The sequence below is a fragment of the Hamadaea sp. NPDC051192 genome, assembly GCF_040682475.1.
GTDB classification, from domain to species: Bacteria; Actinomycetota; Actinomycetes; order Mycobacteriales; family Micromonosporaceae; genus Hamadaea; species Hamadaea flava.
On the sequence record NZ_JBFBAZ010000042.1, the window covers coordinates 18,807 to 35,552 of the forward strand.

The following is a 16,746-nucleotide window of genomic DNA, read 5'->3' on the forward strand; positions in this document are numbered from 1 at the left end:
CGGCGACGGCAGCAATGCGCGGCGGCGGCGCGGCGAGCGCGAGCGGGTGAGCTGGGCGCGGAGTGCAAAGCGGGTGACGGCCGTTACTCGCGCGCCCCTCTCGCGTTCAGCATGCCGTGGAGTCTGCCCGACCGAATCGCCGCCGCAAGATCGCCACTGTCCTCCTCGCCGGATGTCTCGCTGTAGGCGCCGTTGCCGGGCTCAGCCAGGGCGTGACGTCCTGTTCCGGCCCGGACGAGGCCGCGGACGCCCCGAAGGCCAGGCCGCTGACCGCGGTCGAGGCGGGCAAGCTCGCCGACGTCCGGCTGCACAACTATGAGGATCAGCGCGCCACGATCTCCGGTGTCGTGGCCGGGAAGGATCCCGACGGCAAGCCGAAGGACGTCCGGTTCGCGGGGTGGATCGACTGGCGACGGTCGCTGCTGTATGTGCGTACGGCGGAGCGGAAGGGCATGCCGGGCCTGCTGATCCAGGCGATGCCCGGCATCATCGCGATTCGGGCCGAGGACAGGCCGTCGGCCACTGCGGAGCCGCCGACCGAGCCGCCGACCGGGAGCTGGCGCGTACGCCCGCTGGGTCTGCCGGTGCCGGAGAAGCCGGATCCGCTGGACGGGCTGATCGCGGTGTTGCTTCAGTTGGGCTCCGCTAAAGCCGACAACCCGGATCTCCTGCGCGACCTGCAGACGCAATGGCTTCGCAGCGACACCGTCGACGGCACACCGGTCGAGGTGCTGCTCGGCCCGGCCGTCATCCCGACGCAGAAGATCGTGTCAACACCCAGCCCGAGTACGAGCGCCCGCCCCGGCACGAGCAGCAGTGCCACTGCCACCGCGACGAGAAAACCCGGCCTGAACCCCGCCGGAGTCAAGCCGCCGACTCCGACCGCAAAGACGCCAACCGCAACGACGCCAACCGCAAAGACTCCGACCGCAACGACGCCAGCCGCAAAGGCTCCGCCGACGACGACGCAATCGGCGAAGACACCGAGCGCGAGCCCGTCACCGGATCCGCGTTCCCTGCTGGCGCACGGCGGTCCGGTGGGCTACTGGGTGGACGGAACCGCCCGCGTACGCCGAATGGAGGCGTTGCTGTCGGACGGCATCCGGGCGCGCGTGGACTTCGACCGGACGCGTCGGCCGGAGCTGACCGCGGTCGCGGCGTTCGGTGGCGGCGTCGTCAATCCCCGCAAGGTCACGGCGGCCGAGGCGAAGGCGCTGTCCGTCATGCGTACGCGCACCCGAGCGGCCCGGGGCGGGCAGTTCACCGTGAATCTGCCCCTCCCGCCGGCCCGGATGATCTTCGTCGACGGCTGGCTCGACTGGCGGGGCGGAGTCGCGTACGCCCTGGCACATGATCTGGATGACGACGCGCGGAACGTGCTCGTGCACGCTGGGCGTACCACTGTGGCGATGAGAGCGAGCACCGACAAGCAGCCGCCGCTTCCCGCGCCGCGTGGCAAGTGGGAGCGGCGGTCCTGGAACGACCTGGGCGTGCGGGTGCCCGCGACCGAGCTGGACGTGTTGCTGCACGAGGCCTTGTCGGTGGGCCTGGCGGGGCGCGACGACCCGAAGGCCCTGGCCAAGAGCGCCTACCGGCTACGCCTGGACGAGCTGAACGGCCGGCCGGTCGCGGTGTTCGAGATCCACACGGCGGCGGACGCGGGGAGCCCGCCGGGGGCGGCGCTGATGCGCTACTGGGTCGACCCGACCGGCGTCGTCCGGCGGCTGGAGATCCGGACGCCGTTGGGGTTCGCCCAGCTCGACATCGACTTCAGCAAACCCCTGCCCACCCTGCCCGCACGCGTCTGAAGCGCCCTCACCCGTCCTGCCGGGCGCGGTCGGCGAGCGCAGGCCACGCCTGATCCACCTGCGCGCGCAGGTCCTCGAGCGTGCCTTCGTTGATGATCAGCACATCGGCCACGGCCTTGCGCTGCTCGTCGGTGGCCTGGGCGGCGATCCGCGAGTGCGCCTCCGCCTCGGTCATGCCACGCGTGGCGACGAGCCGCGCGACGCGGATCTCCTCGCTCGCCAGCACCACCACGACCATCTGGTACGTCCCAGCCAAACCAGCCTCGACGAGCAGCGGGACGTCGTTGACCACGACCGCGTCCGACGGGGCCGCCATCGCGAGCTCGGCGGTCCGCGCCCGCACCCGCGGATGGATGACGCCTTCGAGCGCCTTGCGCGCGTCGGCGTCGCCGAAGATCTTGGCCGCCAGGGCCGCGCGGTCGATCGATCCGTCCGCCGCCAGCACCCCGGTCCCGAATCGCGCCACGACCTCGGCGTGCCCGTCGGTGCCGGGTTCGACGACCTCGCGGGCGAGCCGGTCGGAGTCGATCACGACCGCGCCCAGCTCCCGCAGCCGCGCCGCGACCGAACTCTTACCCGACCCGATGCCGCCGGTCAGCCCCACGAAAAGCATGCGGACAGCGTACGACGCGGCGTGGCGTGCGGCCTGCCGCATTTATCCGACATAAGGTCCGGTTCCATGACAGGACGGCACCGCAGCGGCACTCGCCGCCCGCTCACCGTCCGCACCGCTCCCCCACGCCATCTCCGCCGTACCGGCCGGATCGCGGCGCCCCGTGCGCTCGGCGTGACGGTCGCGCTCAGCGTCACCCTGCTCATGATCAGCGGGTACGCCACGGCGGCGGGCGCGATGGCGATAGCGGCGATCTTCGCCCCCTGAACCCTTTTGCAACTGCGCCCGGCCTTTCCACTGCCGCCGGCTTTCCCACCAGATCACGGATCTGCATGCGATCTTGGGCACCGGAGGCCTGCATAACCGTAATCTGCACGGAAAGCCCGGATGGCGGAGGCGGAAAGGCAGAAGCCCCGCCCAGCGATGCCGAGCGGGGCTTCTGTAGTGGAACTAGCGGCTCACTTGCCGCCGGCCAGCTTCTCCTTCAGCGCCGCGAGCGCCTCGTCGGTGGCCAGGGTGCCCGTGGGCTCCTCGGTGGCCTTCGCCGGGGTCGACGTCGAGACGTTGCCGGACGGAGCCTCGTTGACAGCGGCAGCGTCCGCCGCCCGCGAGGTCTGGACCTGCTTGGTGTGGGCCTCCCAGCGCGTGCGGGCCTCGGCGTACTGCGTCTCCCACGCCTCGCGCTGCTTGTCGTAGCCCTCGAGCCACTCGCCCGTGTCGGGGTCGAAGCCGTCGGGGTAGATGTAGTTGCCCTCGGCGTCGTAGGACGCCGACATGCCGTAGAGCGTCGGGTCGAAGTGCTCCTCGCCCTCGACGAAGCCCTCGTTGGCCTGCTTCAGGGACAGCGAGATGCGGCGACGCTCGAGGTCGATGTCGATGACCTTGACCATGACCTCGCTGCCGACCTGGACGACCTGCTCCGGGATCTCGACGTGGCGCTCGGCCAGCTCGGAGATGTGGACCAGGCCCTCGATGCCGTCCTCGACGCGGACGAACGCGCCGAACGGAACCAGCTTGGTGACCTTACCCGGCACGATGTTGTTGATCGCGTGGGTCCGGGCGAACTGACGCCACGGGTCCTCCTGCGTCGCCTTGAGCGACAGCGAGACCCGCTCGCGGTCCAGGTCGACGTCGAGAACCTCGACCTCGACCTCCTGGCCGACCTCGACAACCTCGGACGGGTGGTCGATGTGCTTCCAGGACAGCTCGGAGACGTGCACCAGGCCGTCGACCCCACCGAGGTCGACGAACGCGCCGAAGTTCACGATCGAGGACACGACACCCTTGCGGACCTGACCCTTGCCGAGCTTGTTGAGGAACTCGGTCCGGACCTCGGACTGCGTCTGCTCGAGGTAGGCGCGACGGGACAGAACCACGTTGTTGCGGTTCTTGTCCAGCTCGATGATCTTCGCCTCGAGCTCGCGGCCGACGTACGGCTGCAGGTCGCGCACCCGGCGCATCTCGACGAGAGACGCGGGCAGGAAGCCTCGCAGGCCGATGTCCAGGATGAGACCACCCTTGACGACCTCGATGACGGAGCCGCGGACGACGCCGTCCTCGTCCTTGATCTTCTCGATGGTGCCCCACGCCCGCTCGTACTGCGCACGCTTCTTCGAGAGGATCAGGCGACCCTCCTTGTCCTCCTTCTGGAGAACAAGGGCCTCGATGTGGTCACCAACGGAGACGACCTCGGAGGGGTCCACGTCGTGCTTGATCGACAACTCGCGCGAGGGGATGACGCCCTCGGTCTTGTAGCCGATGTCGAGCAGGACCTCGTCCCGATCGACCTTGACGACGGTGCCTTCGACAATGTCGCCGTCGTTGAAGTACTTGATGGTCTCGTCGATCGCGGCGAGGAATGCTTCCTCAGAACCCAGATCGTCGTGAGTGACCCTGGTGACGCTCGAGGTGGCCTCGATGCTGCTCGTCATGTGGACTGTTGCTCCGGTCGGATGGTGTCAGGTAAGACAGGTGCACCCCTCGACGCCCGCCGAGGACGCTCCCTCCAACGAGGTCGCATCGACGGCTGCGAACCTTCTCCCTACCGAGGCACGCGGCGGCGTAAGTGCATTGAACAGCTTACCGTGCCCACTAGCACACGTCGCAACCCCATCAGCTTTGAGAAGAAGACTTCCGCTCGCAAGTCCCGGGTCGGGCACGCTTCCCGACCGAACGTGTGTCTGATCACACTGATCGGCCGAGCCACAGTCGATCATGTGGCCCAGGTCACTATTCGCCTCGACATGCCTCGTCGGGCATCATGACGCCGTGCGTCCTCTGTGGATAACGATCAGGCTAGCCCTCGCGCTCGCGACCGCCGGCTGCGGGTCCGCGTCCGGCCCGTCGATCGCGGCAGATTCGGCATCAACTTCCCCCAGTGGTACGCCGACAGCAGAAGCCGCGTCCGCGACGGCGTCCCCGTCCCTGGCCGCCGCATCGGCCCCGGCCCCTGCGAGGGCGAGTGCGAGCACCGGCCGATGGAAGCCCCGGGTCGGGCAGACCTGGCAATGGCAGCTTTCCGGGAGACTCGACCTCACCGTGCCGGCCGAGGTATACGACGTCGACCTGTTCACGACGACGGCCGCCCAGGTCGCCGCCCTGCACAAGGCCGGCCGGAAGGTGATCTGCTACCTGAACGCGGGCGCGCAGGAGGACTTCCGCGCCGACTCCGGCCGGTACCCGAAGTCGGTGCTCGGCAAGGAGCTGGACGGCTGGCCCGGCGAGCACTGGGTCGACGTCCGGCGCTGGGACCTGCTGTCCCCCATCCTCACCGACCGGATGAAGATGTGCCGGGACAAGGGCTTCGACGGCGTCGAGCCGGACAACCTGGAGGCGTACGCGAATGACAGCGGGTTCTCCCTGACCGCCGCGGATCAGCTCGCCTTCAACCGCCGGGTGGCCGACCTGGCGCACCGGCACGGGCTGGCGGTGGGCCTCAAGAACGACGTCGACCAGGCCGAGCAGTTGCAGCCGTCGTTCGACTTCGCCGTCAACGAGGAGTGCGCCCAGTACGCCGAATGCGCCCGGCTGAGCGTGTTCATCACCGCGGGCAAACCGGTGTTCCACGTCGAGTACGACCTGTCCCCCGCCCAGTTCTGCCCGGCCACGAAGAAGCTGCGGTTCGCCTCGATGCGCAAGCACCTGGACCTGGACGCATGGCGTTCGGTGTGCCCGTGACAATGATCAGGTGACTTATCCCGATCAAGGGGCCCGGCCGAACCGGCGGCCCGTCGCCGCCGACGAGACGATGCGCGCCAGCCGCCACTGGTGGGACGGCGCCGCCGACGCGTACCAGGCCGAACACGGCGAATTCCTCGGCGACACCCGGTTCATCTGGGGACCCGAGGGACTGGACGAGGCGTGGGCCCGGCTGCTCGGCGACGTCGAGGGCAGACACGTCCTGGAGATCGGCTGCGGCGCCGGGCAGTGCGGTCGCTGGCTGCTCACGCAGGGCGCGACGGCGATCGGGCTCGAACTGTCCGGCCGCCAGCTGGCTCACTCGCGGGAACTGGACGCGCGGTCCGGCGTACGCCTGCCGGTGGTGCAGGCCGACGCGGTGCACCTGCCGTTCGCCCCTGACTCCTTCGACCTCGTGTGTTCGGCGTACGGGGCGATGCCGTTCGTCGCCGACGCCGGCGGAGTGCTCGCCGAGGTGGCCCGGGTGCTGCGCCCCGGCGGCCGCTTCGTGTTCTCCGTCTCGCACCCGATCCGGTGGTGCTTCCTCGACGAGCCCGGCGAAGAAGGCCTGTACGCGGTCAGCTCCTACTTCGACCGCCGCCCGTACGTCGAAGAGGACGCCGAGGGCACGGCGGTCTACGTGGAGCATCACCGGACGGTCGGCGACTGGGTACGCCTGATCACCGGAGCCGGATTCCATCTGACCGACCTGGTCGAACCGGAGTGGACGGTCGGCAACGAACAGGTCTGGGGCGGCTGGAGTCCGCATCGCGGGGACATCATCCCCGGTACGGCGATCTTCACCGCCACCCTGCCGTCCCGTTGATCATGGACTTTCCAGTGCCGACACACCGCCGAGACAACAGTTAACTCCATGATCAACGGGGAGATCGGTGGGCGGGGCGGCCGCGCGAGCGGCCCGGCGCGCGAGCGGCCCGGCGGCGGGTGAGGGTGGGGTTAGTGGTCGGCGGCGTTCCAGTCGCGGCCGACGCCGACCGACACCTCCAGCGGCACTGAGAGCTGGTGCGCTCCGCCCATTTCGCGGCGCAGCAACGTTTCCACCTGTTCCCGCTCCCCTGGCGCGATCTCGAGGACGAGTTCGTCGTGCACCTGGAGCAGCAGGCGCGAGGCGAGCTGCTCGTCCCGCAGCGCGGCGTCGACGCGAAGCATGGCGATCTTGATGATGTCGGCCGCCGAGCCCTGGATCGGGGCGTTGAGCGCCATCCGCTCGGCCATCTCGCGGCGCTGCCGGTTGTCGCTCCGCAGATCGGGCAGGTAGCGGCGACGGCCGAGGATCGTCGCCGTGTAGCCGTCCGCACCGGCCCGCCTGACCACGCGCTGCAGATAGTCGCGTACGCCGCCGAACCGGGCGAAGTAGTCCTCCATCAAGCCGTTGGCCTCTTGGGTGGAGATGCCCAGCTGCTGGGCCAGCCCGAAGGCGGACAGTCCGTAGGCCAGCCCGTAGGACATCGCCTTGATCTTGCGGCGGTGGTCGGGGGTGATCTGGTCGGTCTCGAAGACCTGGGAGGCCACCCAGGTGTGCAGGTCCTCGCCGGAGGTGAAGGCCTGGATGAGGCCCTCGTCGCCGGAGAGGTCGGCCATGATCCGCATCTCGATCTGCGAGTAGTCGGCCGTCATCAGCGACTCGTAGTCCGGGCCGACGATGAAGGCGCGGCGGATGCGCCGGCCCTCCTCGGTGCGGATCGGCACGTTCTGCAGGTTGGGGTCGGTGCTCGACAGCCGACCGGTGGCCGCGACGGTCTGGTAGAACGTCGTGTGGATGCGGCCGTCCTCGCTGACCGACTTGAGCAGGCCGTCCACGGTCGACTTCAGCTTGGCGACGTCGCGGTGGCGCAGCAGGTGCTCCAGCACCGGGTGGCCGGTCTCGGCGTACAGCCATTGCAGGGAGTCGGCGTCGGTGGTGTAGCCGGTCTTGATCTTCTTGGTCTTCGGCAGGTTCAGCTCGGTGAACAGGATCTCCTGCAGCTGCTTGGGCGAGCCGAGGTTGAACTCGCGCCCGATCACCCCGTACGCCGACTGAGCGGACGACTTGACCTCGCCGGCGAAGAACGCCTCCAGCTCGCTGAGGTAGTCGGTGTCGGCGGCGATGCCGGTCTGCTCCATCCGGGCCAGCACCTTGACCAGGGGCAGCTCGACCTCGGCGAGCAGCCGGGAGCCGTGCGCCTCGGGGTCGCCGTTGTCGAGTTCGTCGCCCAAGGCGTCCACCAGGTCGAGGGTGGCCCGGGCGCGCAGCATCAACGCCTCGGCGGCGCTGTCGGCCGCGGTGTTGTCGCCGAAGTCGAGGGCCAGCTGGCCGCCGTCGTCGGGCGCCTCGGCCCGCAGTTCCCGGTGCAGGTAGCGGACCGACAGGTCGGCCAGGTCATAGCTGCGCTGGTCCGGCCGGACCAGGTACGCCGCGAGCGCGGTGTCCCGGGTGACTCCGGCCAGCGCCCAGCCCCGGGCGGCGAACGCCAGCAGCGCGGGCTTCTCGTCGTGCAGCACCTTGGGCTGGTCGGGGTCGCCGAGCCAGCGGGCGAACGACTCGTCGTCGACCTGGTCGACCTCCGACGGGTCGAACCAGGCGGCGGATTCGTCGGTGGCCAGCGCGATGCCGGTCAGGTTGCCGGTGCCGCGGCCGAACGTGCCGCTGACCGCGACGCCGGTCGGCTTGCCCGCCTGGGCGATGAGCCAGTCGGTGAGCGCGCCGGAGGCCCGCATGACCTCGCCGGTGACGTCGAAGCCGGCCTGCGCCTCGGGCTCGTCGGTGATCTCCAGGTACTGGTAGAGCCGCTCGCGCAGGACCCGGAACTCCAGCGCGTCGAAGACTCGGTGCACCTCCTCGCGGTCCCAGCCGGTCCAGCCGGTCTGGTCCACCGCGAGCGGCAGCGTGAGGTCGTCGAGCAGGTAGTTGAGCTGGTGGTTGCGCATCACTCCGGCCAGGTGCTCGCGCAGGCTGTCGCCGGCCTTGCCCTTGATCTGGTCGGCGTGCTCCACGACGCCGTCGATGCCGCCGTAGAGGTCGATCCACTTGGCGGCGGTCTTCGGCCCGACCCCGGGCACGCCGGGCAGGTTGTCGCTGGACTCGCCGACCAGCGCGGCCAGGTCGCGGTAGCGGTCGGGGCCGACGCCGTAGCGTTCGAGCACCGCCGCCGGGTCCATCCGGGCCAGGTCGGAGACGCCCTTGCGCGGGTAGAGCACGGTGACGTCGTCGGTGATCAGCTGGAACGCGTCGCGGTCGCCGGTGCAGATGAACACCTTCATCCCGGCTTCGCGGCCCTGCCGGGCCATGGTCGCGATGACGTCGTCGGCCTCGTAGCCCTCCAGCTGCACGTGGCTGATCTTGAGCGCGTCGAGCACCTCGTGCACCAGGCTGACCTGGCCCTTGAATTGTTCCGGCGTCTCCGACCGGCCCGCCTTGTACTCCGCGTATTGCTCGGTGCGGAACGACTGCCGGGAGACGTCGAACGCGACCGCGACGTGGGTCGGCCGCTCGTCCTTGATCACGTTGATCAGCATCGAGGTGAAGCCGTAGACGGCGTTGGTCGTCTGCCCGGTGGTGGTCGAGAAGTTCTCGGCGGGCAGCGCGAAAAAGGCCCGGTATGCGAGCGAATGTCCGTCCAGCAGCAACAGTCGAGCGTCAGTCACCCCGGAAGCCTATTGCAGGCGTCCGACAATCCGCCGCACCGCTACGCTCGCGCGGTGGACGAACTCGCACCTGAGGCATTCGCGGCGTTGGCGGCGCCCGCGATCGACCGGGTTTTCGCCGAGACGATGCTGGCCACGCGGTCGATGGGCGGTCGCGAACTGAGCGAGTCGTTCGGCGGGGTGTCCGCCGTCGGCTACCTGATCGACCTGCGTACTCGGCTGGGCGCGGGCGAAGCGGTCACTCCGGGACAGTTCGCCGCGATCCGCCGCTACGGCGACCTCGCGCAGGCCCGCGAGATCGTCGCCGGCCAGGCCGAGCGCGGGATGCTCGCCGTCGCCGAAGACGGCACGTTCCGGGCCACCGACCGCGGGCGCGAATTCCTCGCCGCGCTCGCTGAGCTGCATGCGAAGGTCACGGACACGCTCTGGGCCGGGCAGCCGGTCGCGCGCCTCGCCGACCTCGCCGGCCGCGCGCTCGCCGTCGCGCAAGATCCAGCCACCTGGGCGGTCACGACCGACGGTCACGCCTTGTCCGCGGTGCTCCCGTTGCCTTCCCTGGGTACGCACACCGGTGCGACCTTGTTGACCAGGTTGGGAACGCTGCGCTACCACCGAGCCGACGCGCACGCCGCCGCCTGGCAGGCCGCCGGGTTGACCGCCGCCGGCATCGTCGCCCTGCCGGGGCACTCCGCTGTGCGTATCACCGTCGAAGCCGAGACGAACCGCGGAGCCGCAGCCCCGTGGCGGGCCTTGACCCCGGCGGAGCGTCTTGAGTTTCTCGCGGGCTTGGCAGCGTTGCCCGGTGCCCCGCGTTAGAGGACTTTGGCGAGGAAGGCGCGGGTGCGTTCGTGCTGGGGGTTCTCCAGCACGTCGCGCGGCCGGCCGGACTCGACGACCACCCCGGCGTCCATGAAGACGACCTGGTCACCGACCTCGCGGGCGAACCCGATCTCGTGGGTGACCACGATCATGGTCATCCCCTCGCCGGCCAGGCCCTGCATGACGTCGAGGACTTCGCCGACCAGCTCCGGGTCCAGCGCACTGGTCGGCTCGTCGAACAGCATGAGTTTGGGCCGCATCGCGAGCGCCCGGGCGATGGCCACGCGTTGCTGCTGGCCGCCGGACAGTTGCGCGGGATAGCTGTCCTGTTTGTCGGCCAGGCCGACGCGGTCCATCAGCGCCTTGGCGCGCTCGCGGACCTCCTCTTTGGACTCGCCCTTGACCCGCTGGGGCGCCTCCATCACGTTCTGCAGCGCCGTCATGTGCGGGAACAGGTTGAACCGCTGGAACACCATGCCGATGTCGCGGCGCTGTTCGGCGATCTGCTTGTCGTGCAGTTCGTAGAGCTTGTCGCCGCGCTGGCGGTAGCCGATCAGCTCGCCGCCGACCCAGATCCGGCCGCTGGTCACCTTCTCCAGGTGGTTGATGCAGCGCAGGAAGGTGGACTTGCCGGAGCCCGACGGTCCCAGCAGGACGCACACCTGCCCGGCGGGGACGGTCAAGTCGATGCCCCGCAACACTTCCAGCCGGCCGAAGTACTTGTGGACCTGGTCGGCCTGGACCATGACGTCCGGCGGCGGGGCGTCCGGGACGGTCACAGCGTGCCGCCCTGCTCCCCGGCGATGCCGGCCAGCCGGATCCGGGCCTGTTCCGTGCGGTGGCCCCGGGCGAAGTGGCGCTCCAGGAAGTGCTGGCCGATCAGCAGGACGCTGACGATGGCCAGGTACCACAGGCTGGCCGCGACATACATCGGGAACGGCAGGAAGGTGCGGCTGCCGATCGCGGACAGCTGGAAGAACAGCTCGGCGGTGACCGGCACGTAGATCAGCAGCGAGGTGTCCTTGAGCATGGCGATGGTCTCGTTGCCGGTGGGCGGGATGATGACGCGCATCGCCTGCGGCAGCACGATCCGGCGCAGCGTCTGCGAGCGCCGCATGCCGAGCGCGGTCGCGGCCTCCTCCTGCCCGGGGTCGATCGACTGCATGCCGGCGCGCACGATCTCGGCCATGTACGCCGCCTCCGAGAGCGCCAGGCCGATGAGCCCGGCGATGAACCCCGACAGCAGGTCGCGCGTCTGTCCCTCGAACACCCGCATGTGCAGGTCGGTGATCCCGAAGATCTTCCCGATGTAGGTGTCGAACGGCACGCCGAACGAGATCTGCGGCCACAGGATGTTCAGATTGCCCAGCAGAGCCAGCAGCACCAGCCGGGGTATCGCCCGGAAGAACCAGGTGTAGACCCAGGCCACGCCGCGCAGCACCGGGTTGGGCGAGAGCCGGGCGATCGCCACCAGGATGCCCAGCGCGATGCCGAAGAACATGGCCAGCACGGTCATCAGCAGGGTGCCCTGCAGACCGCGCAGCACGGCCGGGGTGAACATGTTGTGGACCATGAACGACCAGTGGAACGAGTCGTTCGTGATGAGCAGGTGGGCGAACATCGCGGCGAGCACGACGATCACGCCGACCGCCACCCACCGGCCCGGATGCCGGACCGGCACCGCCGTCAGCGGCTCCGGCTGCTGGGTCACCTCTTGTGTCTCCCCGTCCCGTACCGTCTCCCGGTCACGCCGGGTTGACCTGGGAGGTCTTGATCGCGCCGCTCTCCACGCCCCAGGCCTGGAGGATCTGCTTGTAGCTGCCGTCGTCGATGAGCGACTGGACGGCCCCGCGCAGGGCCTCGGCGAAGTCGGTCTGCGCCTTGGCGGTCACGTATCCGTAGGGCGCCGAGTCGTAGATGTCGCCCAGCGTCTCCAGCTCTCCGTTGGACTGCTTGACGGCGTACGCCGTGACCGGCGAGTCGGCCAGCATCGCGTCGTCCTTGCCGGAGGCCACCGAGTTGGCCACCGCGTCCTGCCCCGGGTACGGGTTGATGGTGACGGCGGCCTTCCCTGCCGAGGTGCACGCGGTCGACCGGACCGTGATGTCGTCGACCTGGACGGTGTCCTTCTGCACGGCGATCCGCTTGCCGCACGGCTCATCGATGGAGACGCCCTGCGGGTTGCCCTTCTTCACCGCCCACTGCGTACCGGCGTTGAAGTAGCTGGTCATGTTGGCCTGCTGCAGGCGTTCCTTGTTGATCGTGAACGCCGAGACGCCGGCCTCATACTTGCCCGTGCCGACGCCGGGGATGATGGCGCCGAAGGTGCTCTGCTGGAAGTCTGCGGTCAGTCCCAGCCGCGCCGCGACCGCCTTGAACAGGTCGATGTCGAAGCCGATCACCGTCTTGCCGTCGGTGTCGAGGAACTCCGCCGGGGCGTACGTCGCCTCCGTGCCGACGGTGATCTTCCCGTCGGACTTGATCGCCGCGGGCACCTTCGCGGCCAGCGCCGCGTCGGCGGTCACGCTCGGCATCGGGGTGGCCGCGCCACCGCCTCCGCCGTTGTCGTCGTTGCTGCAGGCGGTGGCTCCGGCGGCGACCAGCAGCGCAGCCGTCACAATCTGGACAATTCGCACGAAGGTAGGTTACGACATCCGTACGCCCCAGAGATGCAGATCAGGGATATCCATGTGATCTTGGGACAAGATTCCATGGATATCCCTGATCTGAGTGTCACCACAAGCCCGGCTAACCGCCCAGGTAGGCCTTGGCGATCTCCGGGTCGTTGCGCAGCGCCCGGGCCTCACCGCTGAGCTTGATCGCCCCCGACTCCAGCACGTACGCCCGGTCGGCGACGCTCAACGCGGCCCGCGCGTTCTGCTCGACGACCAGCACCGTCGTGCCCGCCTCACGGATCCGCTTGATGGTCGCGAAGATGACGTCCACCAGCACCGGCGCCAGACCCATCGACGGCTCGTCGAGCAGCAGGAGCTTCGGCCGGGCCATCAGCGCCCGCGCGACGGCCAGCATCTGCTGCTCGCCGCCGGACAAGGTGCCTGCCTTCTGCGCGATCCGCTCCCGCAGCCGCGGGAACAGTTCGAGCATCCGCTCCTGGTCCTCGGCGATGCCCTCCTTGTCGTTGCGGAGGTACGCACCCAGGTCCAGGTTCTCCGCGACGCTCATCCGCGGGAAGATCCGCCGGCCCTCGGGCGACTGGGCAAGACCCAGCCGGACGATGTCGTGCGCCGGCATGCCCTCGATCTTGCGACCGTCGAACACGATGTTCCCCGACTTCGGCTTGAGCAGCCCGGAGATCGTCCGCAGCGTGGTGGACTTCCCCGCGCCGTTGGAGCCGATCAGGGTCACGATCTCACCCTGCTCCACTTGGAGCGACAGGTCCTTCACCGCGGCGATGTTGCCGTAGTAGACGGAGATGCCGCTCACGTCCAGCATCGTCACGACCCGGCCTCCTCACCGTCGTCGATGGTCACGTGGTTGTCGTTCGCCGCGCTGCCCAGGTACGCCTCGACGACCCGCGGGTTGGTGCGGACCTCCTCGGCGGTGCCCTCGGCGATCTTCTCGCCCCGGTCGAGCACGGTGATCCGCTCCGACACCCGCATGACGACGCTCATGTCGTGCTCGATGAGCAGCACCGACACCTTCCGCTCGTCGCGTACGCGGTGGACGAAGTCCACGAACTCGGCGGACTCGCGCGGGTTCATGCCCGCAGTGGGCTCGTCGAGCAGCAGCACCCGCGGCTTGAGCGCGAGCGCCCGAGCCACCTCCAGCCGCCGCTGGTCGCCATAGGACAGGTTGCGGGCGTACTCGTACGCCGACTTCCCGATGCCCACGAACTTGAGCAGATCCAACGCGAACTCGTGCGCCTCGTGCTCCTCCCGGCGCTGCCACGGCGCCCGGATGACGGTGCCGAAGACGCCCGACTTCAGGTGCGAGTGCATCGCGACCTTGACGTTCTCCTCCGCCGTCATCAGGTTGAACAGCCGGATGTTCTGGAACGTCCGGGCCAGGCCGAGCGACGCGATCTTGTGCGGCGCCATGCCGGTGACGTCCCGGCCGCCGAGGATCACCTGCCCGCCGCGCTCGGTCGGGTACAACCCGGTGAGCACGTTGAAGAACGTGGTCTTGCCGGCGCCGTTCGGGCCGATGAGGCTCACGATGCTCTGATCGGGCACCGTGAAACTGACCTTGTTGACGGCCACCAGACCGCCGAAGACCACCGAGACGTCGTCGGCCTGCAGCGCCGGAACGGACGTCAGAGTCGCGTTCTCGCTCACTTCACGTCTCCCGACTTGACCGTGGTCTCGTCGACCAGCTCCTGCTCCGGCTCCTCCGCCTGCGTGTCGCCCGTCTCGCCCTCATGCAGGACCAGACGCGTACGCGACTCGGGCAGGAAGCCCTCGCGGCGGAACAACATCATCAGCACGAGCACTCCACCGAAGATCAGGAAGTTGAACGACGGGAAGTCGACGTCCGTGCCGAACGTGGAGTTGAACGAGTCGCCGATCTGCGGCAGGCCCGTCGAGTTGAACCAGGAGATCACCAGCGCGCCGAGCAGCACGCCCCACACGTTGCCCATGCCGCCCAGCACGACCATCGCCAGCAGCGTGATCGAGACGGCGAAGGTGAACGGGTCGGGCAGCATCCGGCCCAGGTGCAACGCGTACGCCACACCGCCGATGCCACCGGCGATCGCGCCGACGGCGTACGCCGCCAGCTTGGCCCGCATCAGCGGTACGCCCATCGCGCTCGCCGCCAGCTCGTCCTCACGGATGGCCAGCCAGGCCCGGCCGAGCCGGCCCTGCCGCAGCCGCAGCGAGACGAAGATGATCAACGCGGTGAGCAACGCGAACAGGATGAACCGTCCGACGTGGTCGAACACGTTCATCTGCCCGACCGCGACCTCGCCCTTGTTGATCCGGACGAACGTCATCGAGTCGATCGGCCCGATGCCGAGCGTGGCGTTGCTCAGGTTGAACCCGAGACCGTCCGGGTCGCCGTTACGGAAGATCTGCGGAATGATCTCACCGAAACCGAGCGTCACCAACGCCAGATAGTCGCTGCGCAACCGCAACGTCGGCGCGCCGATGATCACGCCGAACAAGGCGCAGACCGCCGCCGCAGCGAGGAACACCAACACGACGTTCAGATGGATGCCCGTGGTGCTGGACGGTCCGGCGTTGCCGAAGATGTTGAAGTTGACCTTGCCACCGAACCCGAAGTCGGACATCAACCACGCGGTGGTGTAGCCGCCCAGCGCCCAGAACGCCACATACCCCAGGTCCAGCAGGCCGGCGTAACCGACCACGATGTTCAGGCCCAGAGCACTCATCGCCCAGATGAGCGCGACGTTGATCTCACTGATCGGCAGCCAGTCCTGAACCCAGACCCGTACGCCGGGCACCAGGAAGGGCAGGATGAAACCGTAGAAGACGACCACGACGACGGCCGCGATGGTGAAGCCGAGCGGCCACCCCAGCCGCGTCCGGTCGATGCTCTGCGGTCGCTTCGGTGTGGGAACCGCGATAGTCGGCTGGCTCATGGTCACACCTTCTCCCTTGTGGCCTTGCCCAGCAGACCGGCCGGCCGGAAGACCAGCATCAGGATGAGGATCGAGAAGACGACGCTCTGCGTCCACCGCTGCCCGGCACCGTATTTGACACCCTCGTTCAGACCCTGGATCAGGCCGATCAGCACACCGCCCAGCACCGCGCCGGGAAGGCTGCCGATACCACCGAGCACCGCGGCCGTGAACGCGATCAGGCCGAGCTGCAGACCCAGGTCGTACCGGGTCGTGGTGACCACCTGCTCGTACATGAGCCCGGCGACGCCCGCCAGTGCGCCGCCCATGGCGAAGGTGAAGGAAATGATCCGGTTGACGTTGACGCCCATCAGCCGGGCGGCGTCGGGGTCCTGCGCGGTCGCGCGCATCGCCTTGCCGGCCCGGGTCTTGGTCACGATCCAGGTCATCAGCACGAGGACCGGGACGACGACCGCCAGCACCACGAAGAAGCTGGTGTAGATCCGGACGCCGCCGAGGTCGATGTAGCCCTGCGGCAACACGCTCGGCTTCGACTTCTGTCCTGAGCCGTTCCACTTCAGACCGATGAACTGCAGGATGAAGCTCATGCCGACCGCCGTGATCAGCGGCGCGAGCTTCGGAGCGTGCCGGAGCCGCCGGTACGCGAGGAACTCGATGGTCACATTGATCGAGGCGCAGAAGGCCGCCGCCAGCAGCAACGTCGCCGCGAAGATCGCCCAGCCGAGCGGCCCCATCGCGACCTGCTCGTTGAACAGCGAGAACGCCGCTCCGACGATCATGGCGCTGAACAAGGTGCCCAACATGAACAAGTCGCCGTGCGCGAAGTTGATCAGCTCGATGATGCCGTACACGAGCGAGTAGCCCAGCGCGATCAGCGCGTACAACGCGCCGTTGCTGATGCCGATGACCGAAGCGGTCATGAACTGCTGCGGATTGTCGATGAAGTTGATCGCGAGCCAGGCCGCTACGGCGGCGAGGATCGTGTAGCCGGCGATTCGCTCGCCGTACGCCGACAGATTCAGCCGCGTACGGGGCAAGGTCCCGGCAGCTGTCGTGGACTGTGCCATGGTGCTCCTTGGAAGGGCGATCGGTATGTCCGTCGTGGACGTGCCCCTGGATGCGCG

General features: G+C 68.7%; 14 protein-coding genes and 1 pseudogene. 5 read left to right on the forward strand and 10 right to left on the reverse strand.

What is annotated here, in order from left to right; genetic code table 11:
* The first annotated feature begins 116 nt into the window (after positions 1–116).
* A complete protein-coding gene (locus AB0M47_RS19490; RefSeq protein ID WP_363415329.1) occupies positions 117–1,808 on the forward strand; it encodes a hypothetical protein in 1,692 nt (563 codons plus the stop codon).
* Between the two features lie 52 nt (positions 1,809–1,860).
* Here the strand turns inward: AB0M47_RS19490 and coaE are convergent.
* A pseudogene (gene coaE, locus AB0M47_RS19495) lies at positions 1,861–2,421 on the reverse strand (dephospho-CoA kinase); the annotation flags it as partial.
* Between the two features lie 66 nt (positions 2,422–2,487).
* On the opposite strand from coaE, the gene AB0M47_RS19500 reads away from it, so the two are divergent.
* Positions 2,488–2,688, forward strand: a complete 201-nt coding sequence (locus AB0M47_RS19500) for a hypothetical protein (protein ID WP_363415332.1) — start codon at positions 2,488–2,490, stop codon at positions 2,686–2,688.
* A 191-nt stretch (positions 2,689–2,879) separates the two neighbouring features.
* Here AB0M47_RS19500 and rpsA read toward each other — a convergent pair whose 3' ends face one another.
* Positions 2,880–4,352: a 30S ribosomal protein S1 gene (gene rpsA / locus AB0M47_RS19505; protein WP_253761686.1), complete on the reverse strand. Its 1,473-nt coding sequence runs from the start codon at positions 4,350–4,352 to the stop codon at positions 2,880–2,882.
* A gap of 283 nt (positions 4,353–4,635) precedes the next feature.
* Here rpsA and AB0M47_RS19510 point away from each other — a divergent pair, with 283 nt between their 5' ends.
* Both AB0M47_RS19510 and AB0M47_RS19515 read left to right on the forward strand, forming a co-directional pair.
* On the forward strand, positions 4,636–5,598 hold the full coding sequence (locus tag AB0M47_RS19510) for an endo alpha-1,4 polygalactosaminidase (RefSeq protein WP_363415335.1): 963 nt from the start codon (positions 4,636–4,638) through the stop codon (positions 5,596–5,598).
* A gap of 70 nt (positions 5,599–5,668) precedes the next feature.
* Positions 5,669–6,424: a class I SAM-dependent methyltransferase gene (locus AB0M47_RS19515; protein WP_363415422.1), complete on the forward strand. Its 756-nt coding sequence runs from the start codon at positions 5,669–5,671 to the stop codon at positions 6,422–6,424.
* A gap of 131 nt (positions 6,425–6,555) precedes the next feature.
* Here AB0M47_RS19515 and polA read toward each other — a convergent pair whose 3' ends face one another.
* Positions 6,556–9,243: a DNA polymerase I gene (gene polA, locus AB0M47_RS19520; RefSeq protein WP_363415338.1), complete on the reverse strand. Its 2,688-nt coding sequence runs from the start codon at positions 9,241–9,243 to the stop codon at positions 6,556–6,558.
* Between the two features lie 54 nt (positions 9,244–9,297).
* Here polA and AB0M47_RS19525 point away from each other — a divergent pair, with 54 nt between their 5' ends.
* Positions 9,298–10,059 carry a hypothetical protein gene (locus tag AB0M47_RS19525; RefSeq protein ID WP_363415341.1) on the forward strand — a complete coding sequence of 254 codons (762 nt, stop codon included), beginning with the start codon at positions 9,298–9,300 and terminating at the stop codon, positions 10,057–10,059.
* Here the strand turns inward: AB0M47_RS19525 and AB0M47_RS19530 are convergent.
* From AB0M47_RS19530 to AB0M47_RS19560, 7 genes are all read right to left on the reverse strand, one after another.
* Entirely contained in the window at positions 10,056–10,808 is a 753-nt protein-coding gene (locus AB0M47_RS19530; protein ID WP_363415425.1) for an amino acid ABC transporter ATP-binding protein, read from the reverse strand. The genes AB0M47_RS19525 and AB0M47_RS19530 overlap by 4 nt on opposite strands.
* A gap of 29 nt (positions 10,809–10,837) precedes the next feature.
* Positions 10,838–11,773 carry an amino acid ABC transporter permease gene (locus AB0M47_RS19535; protein ID WP_363415344.1) on the reverse strand — a complete coding sequence of 312 codons (936 nt, stop codon included), beginning with the start codon at positions 11,771–11,773 and terminating at the stop codon, positions 10,838–10,840.
* Between the two features lie 34 nt (positions 11,774–11,807).
* Complete coding sequence (locus tag AB0M47_RS19540; protein WP_363415347.1) at positions 11,808–12,698, reverse strand: ABC transporter substrate-binding protein; 891 nt, start codon at positions 12,696–12,698, stop codon at positions 11,808–11,810.
* 112 nt (positions 12,699–12,810) lie between these two features.
* Positions 12,811–13,515 (reverse strand): ABC transporter ATP-binding protein, encoded by a 705-nt coding sequence (locus AB0M47_RS19545; RefSeq protein WP_363415427.1) that lies wholly within the window; start codon positions 13,513–13,515, stop codon positions 12,811–12,813.
* Positions 13,516–13,517: 2 nt separating this feature from the next.
* Positions 13,518–14,357, reverse strand: coding sequence for an ABC transporter ATP-binding protein (locus AB0M47_RS19550; RefSeq protein WP_363415350.1), 840 nt, complete (start codon positions 14,355–14,357; stop codon positions 13,518–13,520).
* Positions 14,354–15,622: a branched-chain amino acid ABC transporter permease gene (locus AB0M47_RS19555; protein ID WP_363415353.1), complete on the reverse strand. Its 1,269-nt coding sequence runs from the start codon at positions 15,620–15,622 to the stop codon at positions 14,354–14,356. Before AB0M47_RS19555 ends, AB0M47_RS19550 begins: the two co-directional genes overlap by 4 nt.
* A gap of 2 nt (positions 15,623–15,624) precedes the next feature.
* Positions 15,625–16,689: a branched-chain amino acid ABC transporter permease gene (locus AB0M47_RS19560; protein ID WP_363415356.1), complete on the reverse strand. Its 1,065-nt coding sequence runs from the start codon at positions 16,687–16,689 to the stop codon at positions 15,625–15,627.
* Positions 16,690–16,746 lie beyond the last annotated feature (57 nt).